Consider the following 25,253-nt stretch of genomic DNA (forward strand, 5'->3'; position numbering starts at 1 on the left):
CACTATGTCTACGCCGTGGCCCTATAGCCGCTCTCGGCCGTTTGCGTCGGACCGTGGTTTCCGGTAATATTTCCGGAAATAGTAAGGTAACCATGGCCGGCAAAACAAAGTCTTCTGTCGCAATTCACCGCGCGCGCAAGGAGCGTCAAGGCTTCGTGCGCGTCGAGGTCACCGTCCGTAAAGAGGATGCGAGCCTCGTCCGCCGTGTTGCCTCTGCCTTGTCCGATCCCTCGCGTCAGGGCCAGGCGCGCAAGCTTCTTCGACAAGGCTTTGCCGAGCCGCCCAAGGTCAGCTTGAAGGCACTGTTGGCGTCCGCGCCGCTCGACGGGATCGACCTCGACCGCAGCCGCGATCTTGGCCGGGATGTCGATCTGTGAGCTACCTGATCGATACCAACATCATTTCGGAGGTCCGGAAGGGCGCACGCTGCAATGCGCACGTGTCCGCATGGTACGCGTCGATCGCCGACGAGGATCTCTTCCTGAGCACACTTGTCCTCGGCGAGATCCGAAAGGGCATTGAACTCGCGGGTCCCCGAGATGCAGGCAAGGCAACGGCGCTCGAACGCTGGTTGCGGGAGGTAGAGAGCGCATTCGGTGGACGCGTGCTCGGCATCGACAATGCCGTCTCCGATCAATGGGGACGCATGGGCGCCATCAGACCTGTTCCGGTCATTGACGGCCTTCTCGCCGCGACCGCGTTGACCAATGGCCTGACGCTGGTGACACGCAATGACCGCGATGTTGCCGGCCTGGGCGCGACAGTGCTCAATCCGTTTAAGGACGCCGTAATTCGCCATCGATCGTAGTGCCGGCGGCCTGAGGAGGAGGCAGTGCGTCGTGGCGCGGAATCGGCGGCTGGCGGATGGGGTGGGATTCGAACCCACGGTGAGCGTGAACCCACGCCGGTTTTCAAGACCGGTGCCTTAAACCACTCGGCCACCCATCCGCGTGCGGCCCCTCAATAGGTGAGGACCAAGCCTCGGGCAACAGACTGCCGCGGCAATGGGGAATGTAGACGGGGGGAGGGCGCGCATGCTGGATTCCGCGCCGTAGGCGGCGAATGGCCCGCGGGGAGAGGCGAGCATGCGAAGCAGCGAGGCCCTGTCGTTCCTGGGAGCCCTGTGCGTGATCTTCGGCCTGGGGCTGGCGAGCTATCAGCTCCTGATGAGCGAGGCCGGGACCAACTCGACCTGGAACGTCCCGCACGACATGGTCGAGAAGGAGAACCTGGCCTTGCAGCGCGCCAGGCCGGGGTTGATCGTCCTGGGCGTCGGGGCCGGGCTGATGCTGGCTGGCGCCTTCTTCGAGCGCCGCGCCCGATGATCGACTCCCCGATGATCGGTCGGCGTCTGCTCTGCGCCGCCGCGCTGCTGGCGCCGCTGGCCACCCGCGCACAGGCGAGCGATCCGAAATTCGTCGCCTTCCTGTCCGGCGTGCGCGTCGAGGCGCTGCGCGCCGGCGTCGACCAGGGCACGATCGACAGCGCGCTGATGACTGCCCAGCCGATCCCGCGGGTGATGGAGCTCGCGCGCAACCAGCCCGAGTTCAAGATGAGCTTCGACGAGTACGCCCAGCTCGTCGTGTCGCCCGAGCGGGTGGCGAACGGCAAGGCGCTGCTCAAGGAGAACCGCGCGCTGGTCTCGCGCTTCGCCGCACCGGCCGGCATCCCCGAGTCGACGGTGGTCGCGCTGTGGGGCATCGAGAGCAACTACGGCAAGAACCTCGGCGACTTCGAGGTCGTGCCGGCCCTGGCCACGCTCACCTACAACAACTTCCGCGCCAAGTTCTTCCGCGAGCAGCTGGTCGCCGCGCTGCGCATCCTGAGCCAGGGCCATGTCGGCCTGCATGCCATGAAGGGCTCGTGGGCCGGCGCGATGGGCCAATGCCAGTTCATCCCGACCAGCTTCCTGGCCTACGCCGCCGACGGCGACGGCGACGGCCGCATGGACATCTGGACTAACAAGGCCGACGTCTTCGCGTCGATCACCAACTACCTCCGGCAGGTCGGCTGGCGGCCGGGGCTGGAATGGGGCAGCGAGGTGCCCGTCGGCACGCCGCTCGCGAAAGGCGAACGCATCGTGCGGCCGGCAGGCGCCACCGGTCCGTCTTATCGGACCACCGAGAACTTCCGCGCCATCCTGCGCTGGAACCAGTCGGATTTCTTCGGCCTGGCGGTCGGCCTGCTGTCGGACCGCATCGCGGCGTGATTCGGCCTGAGTGGCGCGGCTGGTGAGGCCCTCATGCGGCAGATTATTGCAGTGTCTCGTCCGGCGCGTCCGCGGGCGTCCGGACATGTCCGGACATGTCCCGCCTTGGGGGGTGGCGCCGGATTCCGGATTCTCGCCGAAAACCCTTATGGAATCGGCATCGGATGTGTCCGGCGGCCGGCCGGATTCCGGGCCGGATGCTCCGCAGCAAGCGGTGAACGGCTGACGACCACCCCAAGGTGATGTATCATCTCAACGGGATGGCCCTAGTCCTTGAGAAACCTGTCCATTTTTTTGTGACACTGGCGCTGCTGGTCACCGCCACCGCCTGCTCCAGCCGCCATCATGCGCCGGCCCAGGCGCAGCGCGGCATGTACAAGATCGGCGCCCCCTACACGATTGACGGCATCACCTACGTGCCGACGGAGGAATTCCAGCACACCGAGACCGGGGTCGCCTCGTGGTACGGGCCGGGCTTCCACGGCAAATACACCGCCAACGGCGAGGTCTATGACCAGAGCGAGCGCACCGCCGCCCATCGCACCCTGCAGATGCCCTCGGTGCTGCGGGTGACCAACCTCGAGAACGGGCAGTCGACCATCGTGCGGGTCAACGACCGCGGGCCGTTCGCCCGCGCGCGCATTCTCGACGTGTCGCGCGCCGCCGCCGAGGAGCTGGGCATGGTCGGCAACGGCACCGCCCGGGTGCGCGTCGAGCAGCTCGAGATGGAGAGCCAGGCGATGAAGCAGATCGCCCTCAACGGCGGCGGCGCCGACGAGCAGCGGTCGGCGCTCTACAAGTACGTCGCCGGCCGGCGCGGGCCGCCGGCCGTCTCGGCGACCGCCCAGGCGACGCCACCACCTCCGCCGCCCACGCCCGCGGTCACGGTCTATCCTTCCAATCCGCGAAGCCCGACGGTGGCGCCGATGGAGGCCTCGGGAGGGGCAGGGGCCGCGCCGTCGGCCGGCACGCTGGGCAACGGCCGTCCGACCGTCGCCTCGATCGCCTCGTCGGCCATCTCTCCGCAGTCCATGAGCGGATTCTATGTCCAGACCGGCGCCTTCTCGACCATGGGCAATGCCGAGAAGCAGCGCAGCCTGATCACCAGCTACGGCTCGACCGAGATTTCCCCGGCGTCTTCGGGGGGCCGCGAGGTGTATCGTGTGCGCTTGGGACCCTATTCGACGCAGGAGGCCGCAGGCATGGTGGCCGACCGGCTCCGGCGTTCAGGCTATGGTGATGCACGTGTTGTGGCGGATTGATCGGATACTGGTGGCGCTTCTCGTGGTGACCGGCCTCGCCGGTCCCCCGCTGGAGTCCTTCGCGCAACAGCCTGAGCCCAAGCGGGCCCCGACGCAGCGGCCGGCCAAGCCGCCGGCGAAGCCGCAGACGGCGACCAAGCCCAAGACCGACCCGGCGGCGGCCGAGGCGGCGATGACGCCGTCGCAGATCGGCATCCCGACCGCGGCGCAGTACGCCTTCATGGTCGATCCGCAGACCTCGACCGTCCTGCTGTTCAAGGACGCCGACAAGCCGATGCATCCGTCGTCGATGGCCAAGATGATGACGGTCTACCTCGCCTTCGAGGAGCTGGCCGCGGGACGGCTGAAGCTCGATACCCGGTTCCAGGTGAGCGAGAAGGCGTGGCGCATGTCGCGCCAGGGCTCGACCATGTATGTCGGCGATCCCGGCACCGAGGTGACCGTCGAGGACCTGATCAAGGGCATGATCGTGCTGTCGGGCAACGATGCCTGCATCGTCGTGGCCGAGGGCATCGCCGGCAGCGAAGAAGGCTTCGCTGACCGCATGAACAAGAAGGCGAAAGAGCTCGGCATGACCGGCACGGTGTTCAAGAACGCCTCGGGCTGGCCGGCCGACGGCCAGATGACGACGGCGAAAGATCTCGCCCTGCTCGCCTGGCACACCGTCAACGATTTCCCGAAGTTCTATCACTACTATTCGATCACCCAGTGGACCCACAGCAACATCAAGCAGGACAACCGCAACCTGCTGCTGCGGCAGACGCCGGGCGTCGATGGCCTCAAGACCGGCCACACCGAAGAGGGCGGCTTCGGCCAGACGGTATCCGCGGTACGCGACGGCCGCCGACTGATCCTGGTGGTCAATGGCCTCGCGATGGGCAAGCCGCAGCACGAGGGCGGCCGCGAGCGCGCGCGCGAGACCTCGCGCCTGCTCGAATGGGGCTTCCGCGACTTCACCAACACCACGCTGTTCAAGGCCGGTGACACCGTGGCCGAGGCGCCGGTGTGGCTCGGCGCGCAGGACAAGGTGCCGCTGGTGACATCGCGCTCGGTGCAGATGACCCTGCCTACCGGTCAGGCCGCCAGCCCGCGCGTCGTCGCCAAGTTCGACGGCCCGCTGCCGGCGCCGATCGCCAAGGGCACCAAGCTCGGCGTCGCCGCCGTGACGCTGCCCGACGGCCGCGTGATGGAGTATCCGCTCGAGGCCGGCGTCGACGTACCGCGGCAAGGCTTCGTCGGCCGGGTCATCAGCCTGGCGCGCCACTACCTCGTCGGCTGGATATCGTCGTGAGCGCCGGCGCACCCGGGCGCTTCATCACACTGGAAGGCGGCGAGGGGGCGGGGAAGTCGACGCAGATCGCGCGTCTGGCGGATTGGCTCAAGACGCGCGGCCGCGACGTCGTCACCACCCGCGAGCCCGGCGGCGCGCCGGGCGCCGAGATGATCCGCAGGCTGTTGGTCGAAGGTCCCGCCGAGCGCTGGGACGGCACGACCGAAGCGCTGCTGCACTTCGCCGCCCGCCGCGACCACCTGCGCGCCACGGTGTGGCCGGCGCTGGAGCGCGGCACCTGGGTGGTCAGCGACCGCTTCGCCGATTCGACGCGCGCCTACCAGGGCTACGGCCACGGCCTCGATCTCGAATCACTCGACCGGCTGTACGAAGTGGCGGTCGACGGCTTCCATCCGGATCTCACGATCATCCTCGACCTGCCGGTCGAGACCGGGCTCGCGCGCGCTGCCGCCCGCCGCGGCACCGAGACGCGCTACGAAAGCCTGCCGCGCGACTTCCACGAGCGGGTGCGCCAGGGCTTCCGGGAGATCGCGAAGAACGAACCGAAGCGCTGCACCATCGTCGATGCCTCGCAGGACATCGACGGCATCGCCCAGGCGATCGCCCGCGCCGTCGCCGAGCGGCTGGGAGCCTGACATGGCGCGCGGCAAGGTCAGTGCCGATCCGTCCGAGCTCGAGAAGCTCGAATGGCCCTACGACTGGCCGCCGCCGTGGCGCAATAACCGGCTGGTCGGCCACGACACGGCCGAGCGCACGATGCTGGCGGCGCAGCAGACCGGCAAGCTGCATCACGCCTGGCTGATGACCGGGCCGCGCGGCATCGGCAAAGGGACGCTCGCGTGGCGCTTCGCGCGCTTCCTGCTCGCGGGGCAGGCGGGCGGCCTGTTCGGCGCGCCGGACAGCCTCGAGGTGGCGGCCGATGCGCCGGGCCGCTCGCTGATCGACGCGCGCTCGCATCCCGACCTGTTCCATCTGCGGCGCACGATGAACCCGGACACCGGGCGCATGCGCAACGAGATCGTGGTCGACGACGTGCGCGGCTTGAGCGAGTTCATGCACATGACGCCGGCGATGGGCGACTGGCGCGTCGCCATCGTCGATGCCGCCGACGAGATGAACCGCAACGCCGCCAACGCGGTGCTGAAGATCCTCGAGGAGCCGCCGCCCAACGCCGTGCTGCTGATCGTGGCGCACGCGCCGGGCCGATTGCTGCCGACCATCCGCTCGCGCTGCCGCCGACTAGCGCTGCATCCGCTCGGCGACGAGACAGTGATCGACCTGCTGGGCGACTACGCGCCCAACACCTCGCCCGACGAGCGTCAGTCGCTCGCGAGTCTCGCCGAGGGCAGCATCGGCCGCGCGCTCGAGCTTGCGAGCGCAGGCAGCCTTGCGCTCTACCAGGAGATGGTCGCCGTCCTGTCGACCTTGCCCGAGCTCGACATGCCGCGGCTGCACGGCTTCGCCGAGCGCTTCGCGCGGCGGGGCGAGGAGGCCAATGCCGACTGGCGGTCGCTCAATTACCTGTTCGACGGCTGGCTGAAAGGTCTATTGCGCGACGGCGCGGTGGGAGCGGGGAACGCGCCGGTGGTCCCCGCAGAACGCGGGCTGCGTGAAAAATTACTGGCCGCGGCCAGCCTTGATCGCTGGATGGAGGCATGGGAAAAGGTCGCCCGCCTGTTGTCCCGCTCCGATGCCGTCAATCTCGACCGCAAGCAGACGGTGCTCGGCAGCTTCCTGATCCTTCAATCGGTGATGCGCTGACGGCAGACGGGACCGGAGTTCTGGGATCATGTCGAGCCGCACCTACTACGTCACCACGCCGATCTACTACGTCAACGACGTGCCGCACATCGGGCACGCGTACACCAGCCTGGCCTGCGACGTGCTCGCGCGCTTCAAGCGGCTCGACGGCTACGACGTGCACTTCCTGACCGGCACCGACGAGCACGGCCAGAAGGTCGAGAAGGCGGCGGCCACCGCCGGCCTGTCGCCGCAGCAATTCACCGACAAGGTCAGTCAGTCGTTCCGCGACCTCGTCGGCAAGATGAACTACAGCCCCGACAACTTCATCCGCACGACCGAGCCCAGGCACTACAAGTCCTGCCAGGCGCTGTGGGAGAAGCTGATCGCCGCGGGCGACATCTATCTCGGCAAATACGCCGGCTGGTACTCGGTGCGCGACGAGACCTACTTCGTCGAAGGCGAGACCGAGGTCGGGCAAGACGGCAAGCGCCGCGCCACCTCGACCGGCGCCGAGGTCGAGTGGGTCGAGGAGCCGTCGTATTTCTTCAAGCTCTCGGCGTGGACCGAGCGGCTGCTGGCGTTCTACGAAAAGAATCCGCGCTTCATCGGGCCGGACAGCCGGCGCAACGAGATCCTGAGCTTCGTGAAGGGCGGGCTGCAGGACCTCTCGGTGTCGCGCACCAGCTTCTCGTGGGGCGTGCCGGTGCCGGGCGATTCCAAGCACATCATGTACGTCTGGCTCGACGCGCTCACCAACTACATCACCGAGTGCGGCTATCCCGACACCGACAGCCCGTTGTGGAAATACTGGCCGGCCGACCTGCACATGGTCGGCAAGGACATCATCCGCTTCCATTGCGTGTTCTGGCCGGCCTTCCTGATGGCCGCCGGCCTCGCGCCGCCGCAGCGGGTGTTCGCGCACGGCTGGTGGACCAACGAAGGGCAGAAGATGTCCAAGTCGTTGAACAACGCCATCTACCCCGACGAGCTGGTCAAGACCTACGGCCTCGATCCGGTGCGCTACTTCCTGCTGCGCGAAGTGCCGTTCGGCAACGACGGCGACTTCCAGAAGCGGGCGCTGATCGGGCGCATGAACGGCGACCTCGCCAACGCCTACGGCAATCTCTGCCAGCGCGTGCTGTCGATCGTCGCCAAGAGCTGCGGCGAGAAGATCCCGCCGAGGGGCACGCTGACCGAGGCCGACACCGCGCTGCTCGACCGCGCCAAGGGCCTGCTGGCGATCGTGCGCGCCGAGCTCGACGACCAGGCGTTCCATCGCGCGCTGACCGCGATCTGGGAAGTCATCGCCGACGCCAACCGCTACGTCGATGCGCAGGCGCCGTGGGCGCTCGCCAAGACCGATCCGGTGCGGCGTGACACGGTGCTCTGGGTGCTGGCCGAGACGATCCGGCGGGTGACCCTGCTGGTGCAGCCCTTCATGCCCGAGTCGGCGGCCAAGATCCTCGACCAGCTCGGCGTGCCCGAATCGGCGCGGGCGTTCGCGAGCTTCGACGCAGAGCTGGTGTCCGGCACCGGCCTGCCCAAGCCGCAAGGCGTCTTCCCGCGCTACGTCGAGCCGAAAGCCGCTTGATGCTGATCGACAGCCACTGCCATCTCGATTTCCCAGAGCTGGCGACCGACGAGTCCGGTGTGCTGGCGCGCGCGAAGACGGCGGGCGTGGCTGGCATGCTGACCATCGGCACGCGGCTCGACCAGTTCGACAAGGTACGGGCGATCGCCGAGCGCCACGGCAATGTCTGGTGCTCGGTCGGCGTCCATCCGCACGAGGCGAAGGAGGAGGGGCAGAGCACCCCCGACCGGCTGATCGAGGCGACGCGCCATCCCAAGGTGATCGGCATCGGCGAGACCGGGCTCGACTTCTACTACGAGCACAGCCCGCGCGCCGAGCAGGCCGAGAGCTTCCGTGCCCATATCGCTGCCAGCCGCCAGACCGGCCTGCCGCTGATCGTGCACACCCGCGACGCCGATCAGGAGACCGGCGACATCCTGGAGGACGAATACGGGAAGGGCGCCTTCCCCGGCCTGATCCACTGCTTCAGCTCGGGCCCCGAGGTCGCGCGCCAGGCGCTGGCGCTCGGCATGTACATCTCGATCTCGGGCATCGTCACCTTCAAGGCGGCCGAGAGCCTGCGCACCATCGTGCGCGACATTCCCCTCGACCGGCTGCTGGTCGAGACCGACGCGCCCTACCTCGCGCCGGTGCCGAAGCGCGGCAAGACCAACGAGCCCGCCTTCGTCGCCCATACCGCGGCCAAGGTCGCCGAGCTCAAGGGTGTCACGGTCGCCGAGCTCGAGGCGGCCACCACGGAGAACTTCTTCAAGCTCTTCAGCAAGGCGCAACGCGCCCAGGCGGAGCGCGCGGCGTGCGCGTGACCATCCTGGGCTGCGGCACGTCGGGAGGCGTCCCGCGGCTCGGCGGACCGAACGGAGCCGGAGAGTGGGGCGCTGCTGACCCATCCGACCCGCGCAATCGCCGCACGCGCTGCTCGATCCTGGTCCAGGACAAGGGCAAGACCGTGCTGGTCGACACCTCGCCGGACGTCCGGTCTCAACTCCTCGCCGCCAAGGCCGAGACCGTCGACTCGGTGATCTGGAGCCATGAGCATGCCGACCAGGTGCATGGCATCGACGATCTGCGGCCCTACACCTTTCGCCGCGGCGCGATCGAGGCCTGGGCCGATGCCCGGACGCTGGCGATCCTGCAGCAGCGCTTCGGCTACGTCTTCGAGACAGGAGGAGAGGGCCTCTACCACGCACTCTACGACGTGCGGGAGTTCGATGGCCCCTTCACCGCCGCCGGCACGATCCCGGTAACGCCGATCCCGCTCGACCATGGCATCGCGCCGTCGCTCGGCTTCCGCTTCGGCGACATCCTCTACGTCAACGACCTGGTCCATGTGCCGGAGGACTCGTTCGCGCTGATGCACGATGCCGAGGTGATGATCGTCGACGCCATGCGCTACCGGCCGCACCCGACGCATGCCCATCTCGATCTCGCGTTGGAATGGATCGAACGGGTCGCACCCAAGCATGCTTTTCTGACAAATCTCCACGTGGACATGGACTATGCTGAGCTCGACCGACGTACTCCGGCGCATGTCCATCCTTGCTATGATGGACTCGTAATAGAGTCCTAATTTCAAGGAGTTATGATTGAAATTTCATCCGACACTTAAGGCAAGACAAAAGGAGTCCGGCCGCCGTCCGTTCCTGCTGGCGGCCCTGGCGCTCGCCTGGAGCGCGATTCCGGCCCGTGCGGAGCCCGATCTCGACCCGGGCGGCCTGACGTTCAAGGACTTTGCGGTGTCCGACAACGGCACCAGCTTCAACCAGGTCAACCCGATGATCGGCAGCGGCGCGCAGCCGACGCAGTCCAAGGTGCTGCATATCGACAGTGCCGGCGGCTTCGCCCGGATCCGCTTCGCTTCGATCCGCACCGAGGTCGCCATGCCGCTGGGCTGGCAGGCCCAGGAGGACTGGGAGCGCGGGAGCGGCTTCAGCGCCGACAAGCGCTACCGGCTGATCGTCTGGCGGGTCGATTTCGCCTTCGAGGGCGTCAATGACGCCGAGCACTATGCCGCGACCAAGGTCGGCGCCATCCAGGCCCGCAAGCCCGGTACGCGGGCCCAGGCGCGCAAGCTCTCCGACGGCACGTTCCTGGTCGTCTACCAGAACGTTCCGGGCGAAGGAGAGCCGCGCGCCGTGTTCGATCTCGTGGTGCCGCAGCCGGGCCAGGCGAAGCAGGGCGTGCTCATGACACTGGGCGTCCCGGGGTCCGATGCCGAGCGCGGGCTGCGCCTCATGGCGCTCTTAAAGCAGAATCTTCGTATTGATTGGTAACGATGCGTATTTCCTTATCTAATAAATATTTGTCATAATATATATTATACGATAATTGACACCCATGAAGCCCGCCGCCGACGCGCTCCCCGAAGACCCGCTCGCCCGCCTGCTGGCGGTGATGGCGTGGCTGCGCGACCGCCAGCACGGCTGCCCGTGGGACATCGACCAGACCTTCAGGACCATCGCGCCGTACACAATCGAGGAGGCCTACGAGGTCGCCGACGCCATCGAGCGCGACGACATGCCGGCGCTCAAGGAGGAGCTGGGCGACCTGTTGCTGCAGGTCGTCTACCACTCCCAGATGGCGAGCGAGACCGGCGCCTTCCGGTTCGAGGATGTGGCGGCCGCCATTGCCGGCAAGATGGTCGACCGCCATCCGCACGTCTTCGGCGACCTCAAGATCGCCGATGCCGACGCGCAGACCGTCTCCTGGGAAGCCCGCAAGGCGGCCGAGCGGGCCAAGAAGGGCGGCGAGCAGCCGTCCGGCGCCCTGGACGGAGTGGCGCGCGCCCTGCCCGCACTGATGCGCGCCGAAAAGATCCAGAAGCGCGCCGCCCGGGTCGGCTTCGACTGGAAGACCGTCGGTCCGGTCATCGACAAGATCGAGGAGGAGCTCGGCGAGCTGCGCAGCGAGATCGAGGCCGGCAAGACCGATCCGGCCCGGGTCACTGACGAGCTGGGCGACGTGCTGTTCGCCGTGGCCAACCTCGCCCGGCACTGCAAGGTCGACCCCGAGGCAGCCCTGCGCTCGACCAACGACAAGTTCGAGAAGCGCTTCCGCTACGTCGAACGGCAGCTCGCAACACGAGGCCGGAAGCCTGCCGAGGCCACGCTCGAGGAGATGGAAGCCCTCTGGCAGGAAGCCAAGACCAAGGCCTAGCAGGCCTAACGCTGCGGGCTGAGCAGCGGAACCTCGACCATCTCGAAGACCGCCCTCGCCTCGGCGACGGTCTCGGGCGACGCCGCCGAGATGATGCCGCCGTCGATCGGGCCTTCAGGCCGAAACGGCTCGCCGTTGAACCGAATCGCCGCACCGCCCGCCTCACGCATCATCAGCGCTCCGGCGGCATGATCCCACGGCTTGGTCCGGCGATAGAGATTGAAATCGTAGGTCCCGGTCAGGACCTCGATATATTCGCGGCCGGCACAGTTGAGCGAGTTGAGCGAGCCCAGCCTGCGGCGCTGGTTCGGCGCCAGCTGCCTGTCAAATTCCTTGCGCACCTTGAAACCGATCAGGCCCTTGGGCGGACGATCGATGACCTGGCGCCGGACCGGCGCGTCATCCAGGGTGACGCCCTGCCCTTTAAGCGCCATTGCCATCCGGTCGTTGGGCACGTCGAGGATCCAGCCGCCCACGGTCTCGCGGTCCTCGATCAGGCAAACGATCATCGCGAACACGTCGCGGCCTTTGGAGAAGTTCGAGGTGCCGTCGAGCGGATCGACCACCCAGCAGCGCTCGCCGGGCCGGCCGATCAGGTCGACCAGGCCGGGGTCCTTCTCGACCGCCTCCTCGCCCACCACCGGCACGCCGGGCAGGATCTTCGCCAGCCCCACGGCGAGCCGCTGCTCGGAGGCGACATCGGCCACAGTGACCACGTCACCTGGCCGTTTCTCGCGGACGTCGTCTTCGGCAAGATTGCGGAAACGCGGCAGCAACTCGGCCACCGCCGTCTCGCGCATCAGCTCGGCGACCCGCTGGGCATCGCCGGTGCTCAGCATCAGCCGAGGACGCCGAACAGATCCTCTTCCTTCAGGATCACGTGGTCCTTGCCGTCGAGCTTGACCTCGGTGCCCGACCATTTGCCGTAGATCACCTTGTCGCCGACCTTGACGTCCATCGGGATCAGGCGGCCGTCCTCGAGGCGCTTGCCGGCGCCGACCGCGACCACCTTGCCCTGCTGCGGCTTCTCCTGGGCGGTGTCGGGAATGATGATGCCGGCCTTGGTCTTGGTCTCGGCCGAGAGCGGCTCGAGCAGCAACCGGTCGTGCAAGGGCTTGAATTTCATGATGTTTCCTTCGTCTGGGACCGGCGCCGCTTATAGGAAGCGGCCCCGGCGGGTGTCAACGCGCCAACCGGCGTTCGAATTGGGCGATCGCGGTGGGGTCCAGCGCGACCGTGAGGCGCGCGACGTCGCCGTCGTCATGGCGGCTGCGTACATCGCCGTTGCGATAGAGCCAGGCGATGGTGGCGCCGTCGCTCAGCGGCACCGTGACCTCGCGGGCGGTGCCGGCACCCAGCTTGTCCTCGATCGCCTGCAGGAGCTGGTCGATGCCCTCCCCGCTCAGCGCCGAGACCGGATACTGACGGGCGCGCTCGGGCCCGACTGCGGTCCGGGCCTGCAGGATGGTGCGCTGCTCGATCGGCAGCTCATCGATCTTGTTCAGCGCCTCGATCATCGGCGTGCCCCCCTGCCCATCGATCTGCTCGTCGATGGCGCCGATCGCGGTCAGCACCTCCTCGACGTCGGCCTTCTGGCGCTCCGAATCGGGATGGGCGATGTCACGGACATGCACGATCAGGTCGGCCTCGACCACCTCTTCCAGGGTGGCGCGGAAGGCGGCGACCAGATGGGTCGGCAGGTCGGAAACGAATCCGACGGTGTCGGAGATCACGCAGTCGCGGCCGCCCGGCAGCTTGATCGACCGCATGGTCGGATCGAGCGTGGCGAACAGCAGGTTCTTGGCGAAGACGTCGGCGCCGCTCAGTCGATTGAACAGCGTCGACTTGCCGGCATTGGTGTAGCCGACAAGGGCGACGGTCGGCAGGCGTGCCTTCTTGCGGCCCGAGCGGTTGACCGCGCGGGTGCGACGCACGCCGTCGAGGTCGCGCTTGATCTTGACGATGCGGTCGCCGATCAGGCGGCGGTCGATCTCGATCTGGCTTTCGCCGGGGCCGCCCAGGAAGCCGAAGCCGCCGCGCTGGCGTTCCAGGTGGGTCCACGACCGCACCAGGCGGCCGCGCTGGTATTCGAGCGCCGCGAGCTCGACCTGCAGACGGCCTTCATGCGTGCGCGCGCGCGCGCCGAAGATCTCCAGGATCAGGCCGGTGCGATCGATTACCTTGGCGCTCCACGCCTTCTCGAGGTTGCGCTGCTGCACGGGCGTGAGCCTGTCGTCGACGACGACCAGCCCGATCTCCTGCTCTTCCACCGCCGCCTTGACGCGTTCGACCGCGCCCTTGCCGATCAGCGTGGCGGGCGTGATGCGGCGCATCGGCACCGACTGGGCGAGCCGGACGTCGAGATCGATGGCGCGGGAAAGCCCCACCGCCTCATCGAGCTTGGCGTCGCTGTCGCGCCGGTCGAGGGGCCGGTGGCCGGGCTCATACGGGCTCAGCACGGCGGCAACCGTGGCGGGCCGCACCGTTTCGTGCGGCGTGCGCTGGCGCTTGTCGTGTCCGTTGCGCTGGATGTCGTTTGTCAAATCAGCCTTCGGCTTTGTCTCCGTCGAACAACTGCACGGGCGTGACCGGCATGATGGTCGAGATCGCATGCTTGTAGACCAGCTGCGAATGACCGTCGCGGCGCAGAAGCACCGAGAAGTTGTCGAACCAGGTGACGATCCCCTGCAGTTTGACGCCGTTGACCAGGAAGATGGTGACCGGCGTCTTGTTCTTGCGCAGATGGTTCAGGAAGACATCCTGAACGTTTTGTGCCTTTTCGCTCATGTTCTTGGCCTCTTGCTGGGCATCCGACGGATTTACCGGCGGTTGGAAGGCGTGGGCCTAACCCACTACCGAGTTGAGGGAAATATAGGGGCTGACGAGGTCAAAGCAATGCCGCCAGTTCATGACAATCACGTGCATGGAGGCGCGGCGGAAAGTCCCTGAGCCGGTCCGACATGATCTCCACGCTGCCGAAATAAACAGGCAAAACGCCGGCCGCATGAGCACATTTCAGATCGGCCGGGGTGTCGCCGACCATCCATACGCTGTGATCGGGGGCAATTCCCGTGCCGTCCAGGGCCAAATAGATCGGATCGGGCGCCGGCTTGTCGCGTTTGGCATCGCGGGCCCCGACCGCCCGGGCGATCCAGCGCTCCCAGCCGAGGTGCTTCAGCTCCGTGCGCAGATTGTCGCCCATCTTGTTGCTGACCACGCCGACGTAGCAGCCGAGCGAGGCCGCCCGCTCCAACAGTCGATCTGCACCCGGCAGGGGCCGCAGTTTCTCCAGATGGATACGGTGGAAGGTCTCGTAGAAGACCTCCTCCGCCCGCTTGGCCTCGGCGCCGAACAGCACCGGGAAATGGTCACGCAGCGAACCATGGGCGCGGTCGCGCACTTCCTGGTCTGTCCAGGGCATCCGACCGAGCGCCATGAAGGTGCTGCGATAGCACTCGATGATCGTCGGCCAGGTGTTGACCAGCGTGTTGTCCCAGTCGAACAGGATGGCCCTGGGCCGTTCGACGTCGGCCGGTCTCACGTGACCGCCTCTCCCTCGGAGGCGAAGCGCACATATTCCTCGCGCAGCCGCCGCGCCGTCGGGCCGACCTTGCCGTCGCCGACCGCTTCGCCGTCGATCTTCACCACCGGCGTCACGAACGAGGTCGCGCTGGTGATGAAGGCCTCCTTGGCCTTCCGGGCCTCGGTCAGGGTGAACGGCCGCTCGACGAACCTGAGCTGCAGGTCGCCTGCGATCTTCTTCAGGGTGCCACGGGTGATGCCGGCCAGGATGCCGTTGTCGGTCTGGCGCGTGACCAGCTCGTTGTCGGGAGTGACGATCCAGGCGTTGGTCGAGGCGCCCTCGGTGATGCAGCCCTTGTCGTCGATCAGCCAGGCTTCGTAGGCACCGCTCTCGCGCGCCGCCTGCTTGGCCAGCACGTTCGGCAGCAGCGCGACCGTCTTGATGTCGCAGCGCTCCCAGCGGATGTCGGGCTGACTCTTCACTGCCACACCCGGGCCGGGATCGACGCCGAGATGCTTGGTGTTCTTGGTGGTCAGCACCAGCGCGGGCTTCACCGGCGTCGTCGGGAAAGCGTGATCGCGGCGGGCGACACCTCGCGTCACCTGCATGTAGATCAGGCCGTCGCGCAGGCGGTTGCGCCGCATCAGCTCGCGCATGACGAAGCCCAGCGCCTGCCGCGACACCGGCCAGCCGATACGCAGCTCGCGCAGCGAACGATCGAGCCGGTCGATGTGCGGGCCCTCGTCGATCAGCTTGCCGTCACGCACGCCCACGACCTCGTAGACGCCGTCGGCCAGCTGATATCCGCGATCCTCGATATGGACGCTCGCATCGCGATGATCGACGTAGCGGCCGTTGACGTACGCATAACGCGCCATGACGCCCCTCTTCTCCTCTCAGGCCGCCGTCTCGGCGCCGCCCTTCTCTTCGCTAGCCTTTTCCTCGCTGCCGTGCAGGCCGAGCGACTTCAGTTTGCGATGCAGCGCCGAGCGCTCCATGCCAACGAAGGTCGCGGTGCGCGAGATGTTGCCGCCGAAGCGCGTCACCTGCGCCAGCAGGTATTCGCGCTCGAATACCTCGCGGGCATCGCGCAGCGGCAGCTGCATGATCTCGCCGCCGCGCTCCCAGCGCAGCACCGACGGTGCGTCCTCGCTGACGTCGTTGGGCAGCACGTCGGCCCGGATCGGCGCGCCGCCCGGCGGCGCCAGGATCAGCAGCCGCTCGATGACGTTGCGCAATTGCCGGACGTTGCCCGGCCAGTCGTGGCCCTGCAGCGCCGCCAAGGTGTCCTCGCCCATCGACCGCGTCGGCAGGCCGGTGGCGTCGGCGACGCGGCGCAAGAGGTCGCTCGCCAGCTCGGGAATATCCTCGCGCCGCTCGCTGAGCGGCGACACGCGCAGCGACACCACGTTCAACCGATGGAACAGCTCCTCGCGGAAGCGGCCGGCGGCGATCTCGTCCTGCAGGTTGCGCGAGGTCGAGGCGAGCACGCGGACATCGACCTCGACGCGGACCTTGCCGCCGTCGCGCAGGTAGGACTGCTCCTGCAGCACGCGGGCGAGCCGGCTCTGCAGGGCAAGCGGCAGGTCGGCGACCTCCTTGAGCAGCAGGGTACCGCCATGCGCCAGTTCGAAAGCGCCCGAGACGCGCAGCGAATCGCCGTCGATGGTGCTGTCGGTGCCAAACAGCTCGATCTCCAGGCGCTCGGCCGGCAGGGTCGAGCAATTGACCACCACGAACGGCCCCTCGGCGCGTTTGGAGCCCTGGTGGATCAGCCGCGCCACCGTCTCCTTGCCGGCACCCGAGGCGCCGGTGATCAGCACGCGGCTGCCGGTCGGCGCCACGCGCTCGATCTGGCTGCGCACACTCGCCGCCTCGCCCGACTTGCCGACGAAATCGACCTCGCCGCCGGCGCGGCGGCGCAGGGTCTCGTTCTCCCGGCGCAGGCGATCGGTCTCGATCGCGCGGTCGACGACCAGCAGCAGGCGGTCGGCCTTGAACGGCTTCTCGATGAAGTCGTAGGCGCCGCTCTTGATCGCCGACACGGCGGTGTCGATCGTGCCGTGGCCGCTGATCATCACCACCGGGATCGGCCGCTCCTCGCGGCGGATGACGTCGAGCAGCTGCAGCCCGTCGAGCTCGCTGCCCTGCAGCCAGACATCGAGGATCACCAGCGCCGGTCGACGCTGGCGCACGTGCTCGATCGCCTCGCTGCTGTTGTGCGCGCGGCGGGCGGTGTGCCCTTCATCTTCCAGGATGCCGGCGATCAGCGTGCAGATGTCGCGTTCGTCGTCGACGATGAGAATGTCGTGGCCCATGCCTGTTCTTCTAAGCCGCCCGCCGGGGGTCGCGGGTCATTGTGCAGCGGTCGCCCGACGCGGCGCCGGCGCGATTTCCTTCGCGTCGCGCCGGAATACCAGACTGATGCGGGCGCCGCCACCCTCGCGGTCCTCCAGTGCCAGCACCCCGCCGTGGTCCTCCATGATTTTTTTTACGATGGCGAGCCCGAGCCCGGTGCCCTTGGCGCGCGTCGTCATGTAGGGCTCGGTCAGCCGATCGCGGCCTTCCGCCGGCAGGCCCTTGCCGTTGTCCTCGACGACAATTCGCACCGTGGCGCCCTCGTCGCGCAGGGCGAGCGCAATCTCTCCCGGCGGCAGTGTCCCGCCGGTCTTCACATCGCGGCCTTCGATCGCCTCGGCGGCGTTCTTGAGGATGTTCGTGAGCACCTGGCTGACCTGGCGGCGGTCGCAGATCAGCGACACCGGCTGGTCGGGCAGGGTCACGCGGTAGTTGAGCTCCGGGTTGCCGTTGCGTTGCAGGAACAGCGCCTGCTGGCAGAGCTCCTTGGCGTCCTCCGGCTGCACGGTCGGCCGCGGCATGCGCGCGAACGAGGAGAATTCGTCGACCATGCGGCCGATGTCGCCGACCTGGCGGATGATGGTGTCGGTGCAGGTCGAGAAGGTGTCGGGATCGTCCTTGATCTGCTTGAGGTAGCGTCGCTTCAGCCGCTCGGCCGAGAGCTGGATCGGCGTCAGCGGGTTCTTGATCTCGTGCGCGATGCGGCGGGCGACGTCGCCCCAGGCCGCCATGCGCTGCGCCGACATCAGGTCGGTGACGTCGTCGAAGGTGACGACCGATCCCGCATCGGAGGCGGCACTGATGCGGACCAGCAGGATGCGGCGGGTGCCGCGCTGCAGGATCTCGACCTGGCCCTGGGTGATGCGGTCGGGCCGCTCGGCGGCCTGCGCGACCAGTGGCGCCAGCTCGGGCATGACGTCGATCAGCTGGCGCTCCAGCACGCCGTCCTCCGGCAGCGACAGCAGGCCGAGCGCCGAGCGGTTGGTGCGGGTGATCACGCCGGCGCCGTCGACGCTCAGCACGCCGGCCGAGACGCCGGCCAGCACCGCGTCGGTGAGGCGCCGGCGGGTATCGAGTTCCTTGTTGGCGTCGATCAATTCGCGGCGCTGCTGCTCGATCTGGCTGGCCATGCGATTGAAGGAGCGCGCGAGCTGGCCGAGCTCGTCGTTGGGTGGCCCCTCCTCCACGCGCACCGCCAGGTTGCCGCCGCGCATCTGCTCGGCGGCCGACATCAGGCCGCCGATCGGCGCCGTCAGCCGGGTCGCGAACAGCACGGCGAGCCACACCGCGGCGAGCAGCATCAGGAAGGCGATCGCGCCGCACACCAGGAACATGATGAGCTGACCCTGCTCCAGCCGCGACTCGATCAGGGTGTAGAACTGGCCGGCATGCTCGATGCTCTTGATGTAATCGACCACCCTGAGATCGACGGCGTGGCCGGTCACGAGGAAGTACGGCTCGCCGATGAAGAGCTGCATGACGAAGTAGGCGCCGCGGGGCGATTCGAGCTGGCTCGGCGCGCCGAGATTGACCGTCTGCCAGAGCGACTGCTGGCTGGGCATCGGATTGGCAATCGGCTCGGCGCCAGGCGCGACCGCGCGCGCGATCACGCCTTGGTCGGCATGGACCACGATCGCCTCGATCATCGCGTGGCCGTCGATCAGCCGCTGGAGGGTTTCGGTCAACGCCGGCCCGGCCTCCTTCAGCGCCTCGAGCCCTTCCTTCTGGATGGGTATCGATATCGCGGCGATGTCGCCCGAGATCTCGGCCTCGCGCGCCCGTCGCACCGGCTCGCCGATCGCCCGCGCCGCTTCGAACGAGGCCTGCGCGGGCCTGACCACGAAGTCGGTGAACTTGACGAACATCAGCGCCAGGATGATCGCCACCAGCAGGGTCGGCATCACGGTGAAGACGCTGCACAGCAGCACCAGTCGCATGTGCAGCCGCGAGCCTGCCGCCCCGCGACGGCGATCGAGCCAGATCTGGGTGATGCGGCCGGCCAGCATCGCCACCAGCGCCACGGCGATCACCAGGTCGGCGACCAGTAGCGCCGTCATCCAGCCGCGCGTGCCGAAATAGGCCGGCACGAGGTTGGTCATCCAGGCGTAGGTGGCGGCGCCCGCCAGGATGGCGAGCACCACGAGCGACATGGCGGCGATGCGGCCGGTCAGGCCGCGGCCGATGCTGCTCATCCTGTCGCCCAAGCGTGGAACGCTCAGCGAGACCGTCACTGGGTCACCCGCCTCGGCGGACCTGCGGTGTACGCACCACGGGGACGTCGAGGTCCTTGATCTTCTTGCGCAACGTATTGCGATTCAGCCCCAGAAGGCGGGCGGCGCGCAACTGGTTCCCGCGAGTCGCCCCCAAGGCCAGCGACAGCAGCGGCCGCTCGACCTCGGAAATGACACGATCGTACATGCCGTCCGGCGGCAGACGGTCGCCGTGCGCGGCGAATAGCGCCTGCAGATGGCGGTCGACGGCGTCGGTCAGGCTGACATCGCCCGCGGCATGGCCGCTGGCAGTGGGTTCCGGCTCGGGCGCGAGGATGGCGTCGGCCAGCTCGTTCTCGATGGTCTCGAGGTTGATGACCTCTTCCGAGTAGAGCGCCGACAGGCGGCGGACCAGGTTCTCGAGCTCGCGCACGTTGCCCGGCCAGCGATGCTGGCGCAGCCGCGCCATCGCGTCCGGCGACAGCACCTTGGTCGGCAGGCCGTCGACCGTCGCGGCGCGCAGGAAGTGGTTTGTGAGCTCGGGGATGTCGTCGAGCCGCTCGCGCAGCGGCGGCAGGCGGATCGGCACCACGTTCAGGCGGTAGAACAGGTCCTCGCGGAACATGCCCTGCTGGATGTGCCGGCGCAGGTCGCGATGGGTCGCCGCGACGATGCGGACGTTGGCCTTGATCGGCGTGCGGCCGCCGACGGTGGTGTACTCACCCTCCTGCAGAACGCGCAGCAGGCGGGTCTGCGCCTCGGGCGGCATGTCGCCGATCTCGTCGAGGAACAGGGTGCCGCCGGCGGCCTGCTCGAACTTGCCGGCCGAGCGCTGGACGGCGCCGGTGAAGGCGCCGCGCTCGTGGCCGAACAGCTCGCTCTCGATCAGCTCGCGCGGGATCGCCGCCATGTTGAGCGCCACGAACGGACCCTTGCGGCGCTTGCCGTAGTCGTGCAGCGCTCGCGCCACCAGCTCCTTGCCGGTGCCCGACTCGCCGGTGACCATCACCGTCAGGTCGGTCGCCATCAGGCGGGCCAGCGCGCGATAGATCTCCTGCATCGCCGGCGATCGGCCGATCAGCGGCAGGCGCTCGCCCTCTTCCGGCGGCGGCGCATTCCGCGACATCGACGCCGCCGGCGCCGACAGCGCACGGTTCACGACGGAGACCAGCTCGTTCAGGTCGAACGGCTTGGGCAGGTATTCGAACGCGCCTCGCTCGGTCGCGCGCACCGCCGTCAGCAGGGTCGACTGCGCGCTCATGACGATGATGCGCAGGTCGGGCCGCAGCTTGCGGATGCGCGGCACCAGGTCGAGGCCGTTCTCGTCGGGCATCACCACGTCGGTGATGACGAGCTGGCCCTCGCCCTCCTGCACCCACTGCCACAGGGTGGCGGCGGCGCCGGTGCTGCGCACGGTGTGGCCCTGGCGGCCCAGCGCCTGGTGGAGGACGGTGCGAATCGCGCGATCGTCGTCGGCGACGAGGATGGTGGTGCTCATGGATGGGTCGGCGATTGAAGCGGCAGCATGACTCGGAAAATGGTGCGGCCCGGTTCGCTGTCGTATTCGATCGCGCCGCCGTGGTCGTTGATGATCTTGGCGACCAGCGCGAGGCCGAGCCCCGTGCCGGTCGGCTTGTTGGTGACGAAGGCGTCGAACAAATGGGCGCGGATCTCGTCGGAGACGCCGCGGCCGTTGTCGCGCACCGACACGACCAGCGGCAGGTTCACGCGCGCCTGCTGGCCGGGCACCGCAAGACGCAGGCCGTGCTTGTAGGCGGTCGACAGCTCGATCTCGCGCTCGCCGTCGCCGGGCACCTCGCAGGCGTTCTTGACCAGGTTCAGGAACACCTGGATGAGCTGGTCGCGATCGCCGAACACGTCGGGCAGCGACGGATCGTAGGTCTCGATGAAACGCACGCTCTTGCCGAAGCCGTTGGCGGCGATACGGCGGACATGGTTCAGCACCTGGTGGATGTTGAGCGCGCCGCGTTCGATCGGCCGGCCGTCGGCGAACGCCTCCATGCGGTCGACCAGGGCGACGATGCGGTCGGTCTCCTCGCAGATCAGGTTGGTGAGCTCGCGCTCGCTATCCGGCACCGACTGCTCGAGCAGCTGCGCGGCGCCGCGGATGCCCGACAACGGATTCTTGACCTCGTGCGCCAGCATGGCGGCAAGCGCGCTCACCGAGCGGGCGGCGCTGCGGTTGGACATCTGGCGATCGATGCTGCGGGCGATTGACTGCTCGGTCAGCGACACCGCGACCAGCCCGTCGCTTTCGACGATCGGCGACAGACGCAGGCCGCAGAAGCGGTTGCCGATGCGTGGCGAGCTCAAGGTCACACCGTTCTCGGCGACCGCGCCGCCGGTCGCCAGCACCTGCTCGAGCAGCGAGAACAGCGGTGAATCCTCGGGCACGAACTCGGCGAGCGGATGACCGACCAGGCGCGCCCGGCCGACTCCGAAGAATTGCTCGGCCGACAGGTTGGCGTAGTGGATACGGCCGTCGCCATCGACCACCACCACCGCCTCCGACAGCGCATCGAGGATGGCGCTCGAGAACTGGTCGTTCACATCGGCGCGGCGAAGCGTGCGGACGACCATGTCAGGCAGCCTGCCTCTCGACGGCCGGCAGGAAAAACGCCGCGAGCAGCGCGCGCACCTTGCTGGCCTCGGTCTCGCGATTCACCGCGGCGCGGAACTCGGCCGAGGCCGGCAGGCCCTTGGAGTACCAACCGAGGTGCTTGCGCGCCATGCGCACGCCGGTCTCGCTGCCGTAGTGCTCGAGCATCGCCTCGAAGTGCATGCGCACCGCGGCGTACTGCTCGGCAATCGTCGGATCGGGCAGGCGCTCGCCGGTCCGCAGATAGTGCATCGCCTGGTTCAGGAACCACGGCCGGCCGTAGGCACCGCGGCCGATCATGATGCCGTCGGCGGCCGACTGCTCGAGCGCCTGGTCGACGTCGTCGAGCGTCTCGATGTCGCCGTTGGCGATCACCGGCAGCGTGGTCGCCGCCTTTACCTCGCGGATGAAGGCCCAGTCGGCATCGCCGTCATAGAACTGGCAGCGGGTGCGGCCGTGCACGGTCAGCAGTTTGATGCCGCTCAGCTCGGCGATGCGTGCCAAGTTCGGGGCGTTGCGGCTGTTCGAATCCCAGCCGGTGCGCATCTTGAGCGTCACCGGGAGCTTCACCGCGTTCACGGTGGCCTCGAGGATCTTCGCCGCATGCACCTCGTCGCGCATCAGCGCCGAGCCGGCATGGCCGTTCACGACCTTCTTCACCGGGCAGCCGAAGTTGATGTCGATGATGGCGGCGCCGCGGTCTTCGTTCAGCTTGGCCGCGTCGGCCATGACCTCGGGCTCGCAGCCAGCGAGCTGGACAGACATCGGGAACTCTTCCGGTGAGTTCTTGGCCATCAGCAGGGTCTTGCGGTTCTCCCGCACCATGGCTGCCGAGGCGATCATCTCAGACACGACAAGGCCCGCACCGCCCCGCTTCACCATCTGCCGAAACGGCATGTCGGTGACGCCGGACATGGGCGCCAGGATGACCGGGTCGTCGATGCGGACGGGACCGATTTCTACAGGTCGAAGACGGGGATGCGTCATACTCTGATCAGTTTATAGGCAACTTGTGCACTGCACAAATTATGAGCGAGCAATAGCGGGTCCTGCGGACGGCTGCAAGGCCCAGAATCCAATGATATCTAGGGCTTCCATGTCGACCTGCACGGCCCTGATCGTCGCGGCCGGCCGCGGTAGCCGGTTCGGCGGTCCGCTGCCCAAGCAATACGCCCTCCTCGCAGGGCGCCCGGTGCTGCGGCACACGCTCGAAGCCTATCGATCAGCTTCATCAATCAACAGATTGAGGGTGGTAATCGCTCCCGGTGACGAAATCCATTACCAGGCCGCCGTCGAGGGGCTGAACCTGCCTGCCCCCGTCCTCGGCGGGGCGAGCCGCCAACAGTCGGTCCTGAACGGGCTCGAGGCGCTGGCCGGCGAGGCGCCCGACTTCGTGGCGGTCCACGACGCCGCCCGGCCGTTCGTCCGGCCTGTGGATATCGCGGCCTGCCTGGCGGCCGCTTCGGCCGAAGGCGTCAGTGGCGCGGTGCTGGGCGTCCGCCTGGCCGATACGCTCAAACGCGCGGACGCCGAGGGCGCCATCGTCGACACCGTGCCGCGCACGAACCTGTGGCGGGCGCAGACGCCGCAGATCTTCCGCTACGCTCAGCTGCTCGACGCGCATCGCGCGGCGGCTTCGCTCGGCGCATCGGAAGCGACGGCGCTGACCGACGATGCGGCAGTGGCAGAGCGCGCAGGATTGAAGGTGGTGATGGTCGAAGGCAGCGAGGACAACCGCAAGATCACGACGGCCGACGACCTGGCGCGCTGCGTCGCGATGGAGACGCGCACCGCCTTCGGCTTCGACGTCCACGGCTTCGGGCCGGGCAACGCCGTGATGCTGGGCGGGGTCGCCATTCCACACACCCATACGTTGGCCGGCCACTCGGACGCCGACGTGGCGCTGCACGCGCTGACCGACGCGATCCTGGGCACGATCGGCGCCGGCGACATCGGCAAGCACTTCCCGCCGTCCGATCCGCAATGGCGCGGCGCGTCGTCGGACCGTTTCCTCAAGCATGCCGTCGAGCTGCTGGCCGCGCGCGGCGGCCGCATCGTCCATCTCGACCTCACGCTGGTCTGCGAGGCCCCGAAGATCGGCCCGCATCGCGACGCCATGGTGGCCAGCATCGCCCGCATCGCCTCGCTCGATCCGGACCGGGTCAGCGTGAAGGCCACCACCACCGAGAAGCTGGGCTTCACCGGCCGCCGCGAAGGCATAGCGGCGCAGGCCATCGCCACCGTCGAGATCCCGAGGCGCTGATGTTCGATCACGAGATCCGCGAAGCCGCCGAGCACGTGCTCGAGCTCTGCCGCCGCAAGAAACTCAAGGTGGTGACCGCCGAGTCCTGCACCGGCGGCCTGATTGCCGCGGCACTGACGGCGATCGCCGGCTCTTCCGACGTGGTCGACCGCGCCTTCGTCACCTACTCCAACGAGGCCAAGCGCGAGATGATCGGCGTGCCGTGGGACGCCATCCTGGGCCACGGTGCGGTCAGCGAGCCGGTGGCGCGGGCGATGGCCGCCGGCGCGCTCGCCCGCGGCAACGCGCAGATCGCCGTCTCGGTCACCGGCGTCGCCGGCCCCGGCGGCGGCTCGGCCGAGAAGCCGGTCGGCTTGGTGCACCTCGCCGCCCAGCGCGCGGGCTTCGACGCCATCGTCGAGCGCCACGTGTTCCCGGGCGACCGCGATCACATCCGCCGCCTCACCGTTCTGACGGCGCTGGCCATGGTGTCGAACCTGGCCGAGCGATGAAGCCGAAACTTCCCATCGGCGTAGGAAGCGTGAAACGCTGTCCCGCTTGGATTTTAGGCGATTCTTCCCACTTTCAGACGCGGACCTTGCCGTAGAGCTGGACAGCCCTCGCCTCGAACGCGGCGACCATGCGCTTGACCGCCTCGGCGAACAGCATGCGCATGGTATGCTGCAGGATCAGCGAGCGGAACTCGAACTCGAGCGAGAACACGATCTCGGTGCCGTTGGGATGCGGCCGGAACAGCCAGTGGCTGAGCAGCGCCCTGAACGGGCCTTCGATGCCGACGGTCTCGATCCGCGGGCCTTCGGGATCGTCGGTCTTCCTGATCACGCGCGAAACGAACTTCTCGTGCAGCGGCCCGAAGCCGATCGCGAGCTCGGCGATCTCGGCGTTCGGCCCCTCCTTCTTGCGCACCCGCGCCGCCGTGCACCACGGCAGGAATTCCGGGTAGCGCGGCACATCGGCCACGAGGTCAAAAATCTGCTGGGGAGCGAAACGGACGACCTTCCGCTCGGCATGACGCGTGACGGCCACGGCG

General features: G+C 67.9%; 27 protein-coding genes and 1 tRNA gene. 15 read left to right on the forward strand and 13 right to left on the reverse strand.

All coding sequences use genetic code 11. The annotated features are described in order from the left end of the window. The first annotated feature begins 92 nt into the window (after positions 1–92). Both J0J01_RS26940 and J0J01_RS26945 read left to right on the forward strand, forming a co-directional pair. Positions 93–377, forward strand: coding sequence for a hypothetical protein (locus tag J0J01_RS26940; protein WP_296386443.1), 285 nt, complete (start codon positions 93–95; stop codon positions 375–377). Then, on the forward strand, positions 374–808 hold the full coding sequence (locus tag J0J01_RS26945; protein ID WP_296386445.1) for a type II toxin-antitoxin system VapC family toxin: 435 nt from the start codon (positions 374–376) through the stop codon (positions 806–808). The genes J0J01_RS26940 and J0J01_RS26945 overlap by 4 nt, the downstream gene beginning before the upstream one ends. Before the next feature lie 50 nt (positions 809–858). Here J0J01_RS26945 and J0J01_RS26950 read toward each other — a convergent pair. After that, positions 859–948: transfer RNA gene (locus J0J01_RS26950), tRNA-Ser, on the reverse strand. 137 nt (positions 949–1,085) lie between these two features. Here J0J01_RS26950 and J0J01_RS26955 point away from each other — a divergent pair. The 11 genes from J0J01_RS26955 to mazG all read left to right on the forward strand — a co-directional run bounded on the left by J0J01_RS26955 (position 1,086) and on the right by mazG (position 11,249). Beyond that, positions 1,086–1,325: a hypothetical protein gene (locus tag J0J01_RS26955; protein WP_296386448.1), complete on the forward strand. Its 240-nt coding sequence runs from the start codon at positions 1,086–1,088 to the stop codon at positions 1,323–1,325. Between the two features lie 11 nt (positions 1,326–1,336). Then, the gene (locus tag J0J01_RS26960) at positions 1,337–2,209 is read left to right on the forward strand and encodes a lytic murein transglycosylase (protein WP_296386450.1); all 873 of its coding nucleotides are present in this window, start codon (positions 1,337–1,339) and stop codon (positions 2,207–2,209) included. 260 nt (positions 2,210–2,469) lie between these two features. Beyond that, positions 2,470–3,471, forward strand: coding sequence for a septal ring lytic transglycosylase RlpA family protein (locus J0J01_RS26965; RefSeq protein WP_296386452.1), 1,002 nt, complete (start codon positions 2,470–2,472; stop codon positions 3,469–3,471). After that, positions 3,455–4,762 (forward strand): D-alanyl-D-alanine carboxypeptidase family protein, encoded by a 1,308-nt coding sequence (locus J0J01_RS26970; RefSeq protein WP_296386454.1) that lies wholly within the window; start codon positions 3,455–3,457, stop codon positions 4,760–4,762. Before J0J01_RS26965 ends, J0J01_RS26970 begins: the two co-directional genes overlap by 17 nt. Beyond that, positions 4,759–5,397 carry a dTMP kinase gene (gene tmk / locus J0J01_RS26975; RefSeq protein WP_296386456.1) on the forward strand — a complete coding sequence of 213 codons (639 nt, stop codon included), beginning with the start codon at positions 4,759–4,761 and terminating at the stop codon, positions 5,395–5,397. The genes J0J01_RS26970 and tmk overlap by 4 nt, the downstream gene beginning before the upstream one ends. Before the next feature lies 1 nt (position 5,398). Next, positions 5,399–6,523 (forward strand): DNA polymerase III subunit delta', encoded by a 1,125-nt coding sequence (locus J0J01_RS26980; protein ID WP_296386457.1) that lies wholly within the window; start codon positions 5,399–5,401, stop codon positions 6,521–6,523. Between the two features lie 28 nt (positions 6,524–6,551). Beyond that, complete coding sequence (gene metG / locus J0J01_RS26985) at positions 6,552–8,096, forward strand: methionine--tRNA ligase (protein ID WP_296386459.1); 1,545 nt, start codon at positions 6,552–6,554, stop codon at positions 8,094–8,096. Continuing rightward, a complete protein-coding gene (locus J0J01_RS26990; RefSeq protein ID WP_296386461.1) occupies positions 8,096–8,899 on the forward strand; it encodes a TatD family hydrolase in 804 nt (267 codons plus the stop codon). The genes metG and J0J01_RS26990 overlap by 1 nt, the downstream gene beginning before the upstream one ends. Continuing rightward, entirely contained in the window at positions 8,890–9,663 is a 774-nt protein-coding gene (locus J0J01_RS26995; RefSeq protein ID WP_296386463.1) for an MBL fold metallo-hydrolase, read from the forward strand. Before J0J01_RS26990 ends, J0J01_RS26995 begins: the two co-directional genes overlap by 10 nt. A gap of 16 nt (positions 9,664–9,679) precedes the next feature. Continuing rightward, positions 9,680–10,366 (forward strand): hypothetical protein, encoded by a 687-nt coding sequence (locus J0J01_RS27000; RefSeq protein WP_296386465.1) that lies wholly within the window; start codon positions 9,680–9,682, stop codon positions 10,364–10,366. Between the two features lie 64 nt (positions 10,367–10,430). Then, positions 10,431–11,249, forward strand: a complete 819-nt coding sequence (gene mazG / locus J0J01_RS27005) for a nucleoside triphosphate pyrophosphohydrolase (RefSeq protein ID WP_296386467.1) — start codon at positions 10,431–10,433, stop codon at positions 11,247–11,249. Positions 11,250–11,254: 5 nt separating this feature from the next. On the opposite strand, the gene J0J01_RS27010 is transcribed toward mazG, so the two are convergent. The 11 genes from J0J01_RS27010 to dusB all read right to left on the reverse strand — a co-directional run bounded on the left by J0J01_RS27010 (position 11,255) and on the right by dusB (position 22,947). After that, on the reverse strand, positions 11,255–12,088 hold the full coding sequence (locus J0J01_RS27010) for an inositol monophosphatase family protein (protein WP_296386469.1): 834 nt from the start codon (positions 12,086–12,088) through the stop codon (positions 11,255–11,257). Then, positions 12,088–12,375, reverse strand: a complete 288-nt coding sequence (gene groES / locus J0J01_RS27015) for a co-chaperone GroES (RefSeq protein ID WP_296386471.1) — start codon at positions 12,373–12,375, stop codon at positions 12,088–12,090. The genes J0J01_RS27010 and groES overlap by 1 nt, the downstream gene beginning before the upstream one ends. Before the next feature lie 55 nt (positions 12,376–12,430). Further along, positions 12,431–13,792 carry a GTPase HflX gene (gene hflX / locus J0J01_RS27020; RefSeq protein WP_296386472.1) on the reverse strand — a complete coding sequence of 454 codons (1,362 nt, stop codon included), beginning with the start codon at positions 13,790–13,792 and terminating at the stop codon, positions 12,431–12,433. A 1-nt stretch (position 13,793) separates the two neighbouring features. Next, the gene (gene hfq, locus J0J01_RS27025) at positions 13,794–14,036 is read right to left on the reverse strand and encodes an RNA chaperone Hfq (protein ID WP_085932944.1); all 243 of its coding nucleotides are present in this window, start codon (positions 14,034–14,036) and stop codon (positions 13,794–13,796) included. A 100-nt stretch (positions 14,037–14,136) separates the two neighbouring features. Then, positions 14,137–14,790 (reverse strand): HAD family hydrolase, encoded by a 654-nt coding sequence (locus tag J0J01_RS27030; RefSeq protein ID WP_296386478.1) that lies wholly within the window; start codon positions 14,788–14,790, stop codon positions 14,137–14,139. Further along, complete coding sequence (locus tag J0J01_RS27035) at positions 14,787–15,650, reverse strand: D-amino-acid transaminase (RefSeq protein WP_296386481.1); 864 nt, start codon at positions 15,648–15,650, stop codon at positions 14,787–14,789. Before J0J01_RS27035 ends, J0J01_RS27030 begins: the two co-directional genes overlap by 4 nt. 18 nt (positions 15,651–15,668) lie before the next feature. Next, on the reverse strand, positions 15,669–17,090 hold the full coding sequence (locus J0J01_RS27040) for a sigma-54 dependent transcriptional regulator (RefSeq protein WP_296386483.1): 1,422 nt from the start codon (positions 17,088–17,090) through the stop codon (positions 15,669–15,671). Positions 17,091–17,126: 36 nt separating this feature from the next. Further along, on the reverse strand, positions 17,127–19,322 hold the full coding sequence (locus tag J0J01_RS27045) for a PAS domain-containing sensor histidine kinase (RefSeq protein ID WP_296386485.1): 2,196 nt from the start codon (positions 19,320–19,322) through the stop codon (positions 17,127–17,129). 43 nt (positions 19,323–19,365) lie between these two features. Then, the gene (ntrC, locus tag J0J01_RS27050) at positions 19,366–20,838 is read right to left on the reverse strand and encodes a nitrogen regulation protein NR(I) (RefSeq protein WP_296386487.1); all 1,473 of its coding nucleotides are present in this window, start codon (positions 20,836–20,838) and stop codon (positions 19,366–19,368) included. Further along, complete coding sequence (locus tag J0J01_RS27055) at positions 20,835–21,941, reverse strand: ATP-binding protein (RefSeq protein ID WP_296386489.1); 1,107 nt, start codon at positions 21,939–21,941, stop codon at positions 20,835–20,837. The genes ntrC and J0J01_RS27055 overlap by 4 nt, the downstream gene beginning before the upstream one ends. A gap of 1 nt (position 21,942) precedes the next feature. Then, positions 21,943–22,947, reverse strand: a complete 1,005-nt coding sequence (gene dusB, locus J0J01_RS27060) for a tRNA dihydrouridine synthase DusB (protein WP_296386491.1) — start codon at positions 22,945–22,947, stop codon at positions 21,943–21,945. Between the two features lie 109 nt (positions 22,948–23,056). Between dusB and J0J01_RS27065 the strand changes: the two genes are divergently transcribed. Continuing rightward, positions 23,057–24,223, forward strand: coding sequence for a bifunctional 2-C-methyl-D-erythritol 4-phosphate cytidylyltransferase/2-C-methyl-D-erythritol 2,4-cyclodiphosphate synthase (locus J0J01_RS27065; protein ID WP_296386492.1), 1,167 nt, complete (start codon positions 23,057–23,059; stop codon positions 24,221–24,223). Further along, the gene (locus J0J01_RS27070; protein ID WP_296386494.1) at positions 24,223–24,714 is read left to right on the forward strand and encodes a CinA family protein; all 492 of its coding nucleotides are present in this window, start codon (positions 24,223–24,225) and stop codon (positions 24,712–24,714) included. The genes J0J01_RS27065 and J0J01_RS27070 overlap by 1 nt, the downstream gene beginning before the upstream one ends. A gap of 73 nt (positions 24,715–24,787) precedes the next feature. Here J0J01_RS27070 and J0J01_RS27075 read toward each other — a convergent pair whose 3' ends face one another. After that, positions 24,788–25,249 (reverse strand): type II toxin-antitoxin system RatA family toxin, encoded by a 462-nt coding sequence (locus tag J0J01_RS27075; RefSeq protein WP_296386495.1) that lies wholly within the window; start codon positions 25,247–25,249, stop codon positions 24,788–24,790. Positions 25,250–25,253: the final 4 nt, after the last annotated feature.

The sequence above is a fragment of the Reyranella sp. genome, from assembly GCF_017305915.1.
In the GTDB taxonomy this organism is placed as follows: Bacteria; Pseudomonadota; Alphaproteobacteria; order Reyranellales; family Reyranellaceae; genus Reyranella.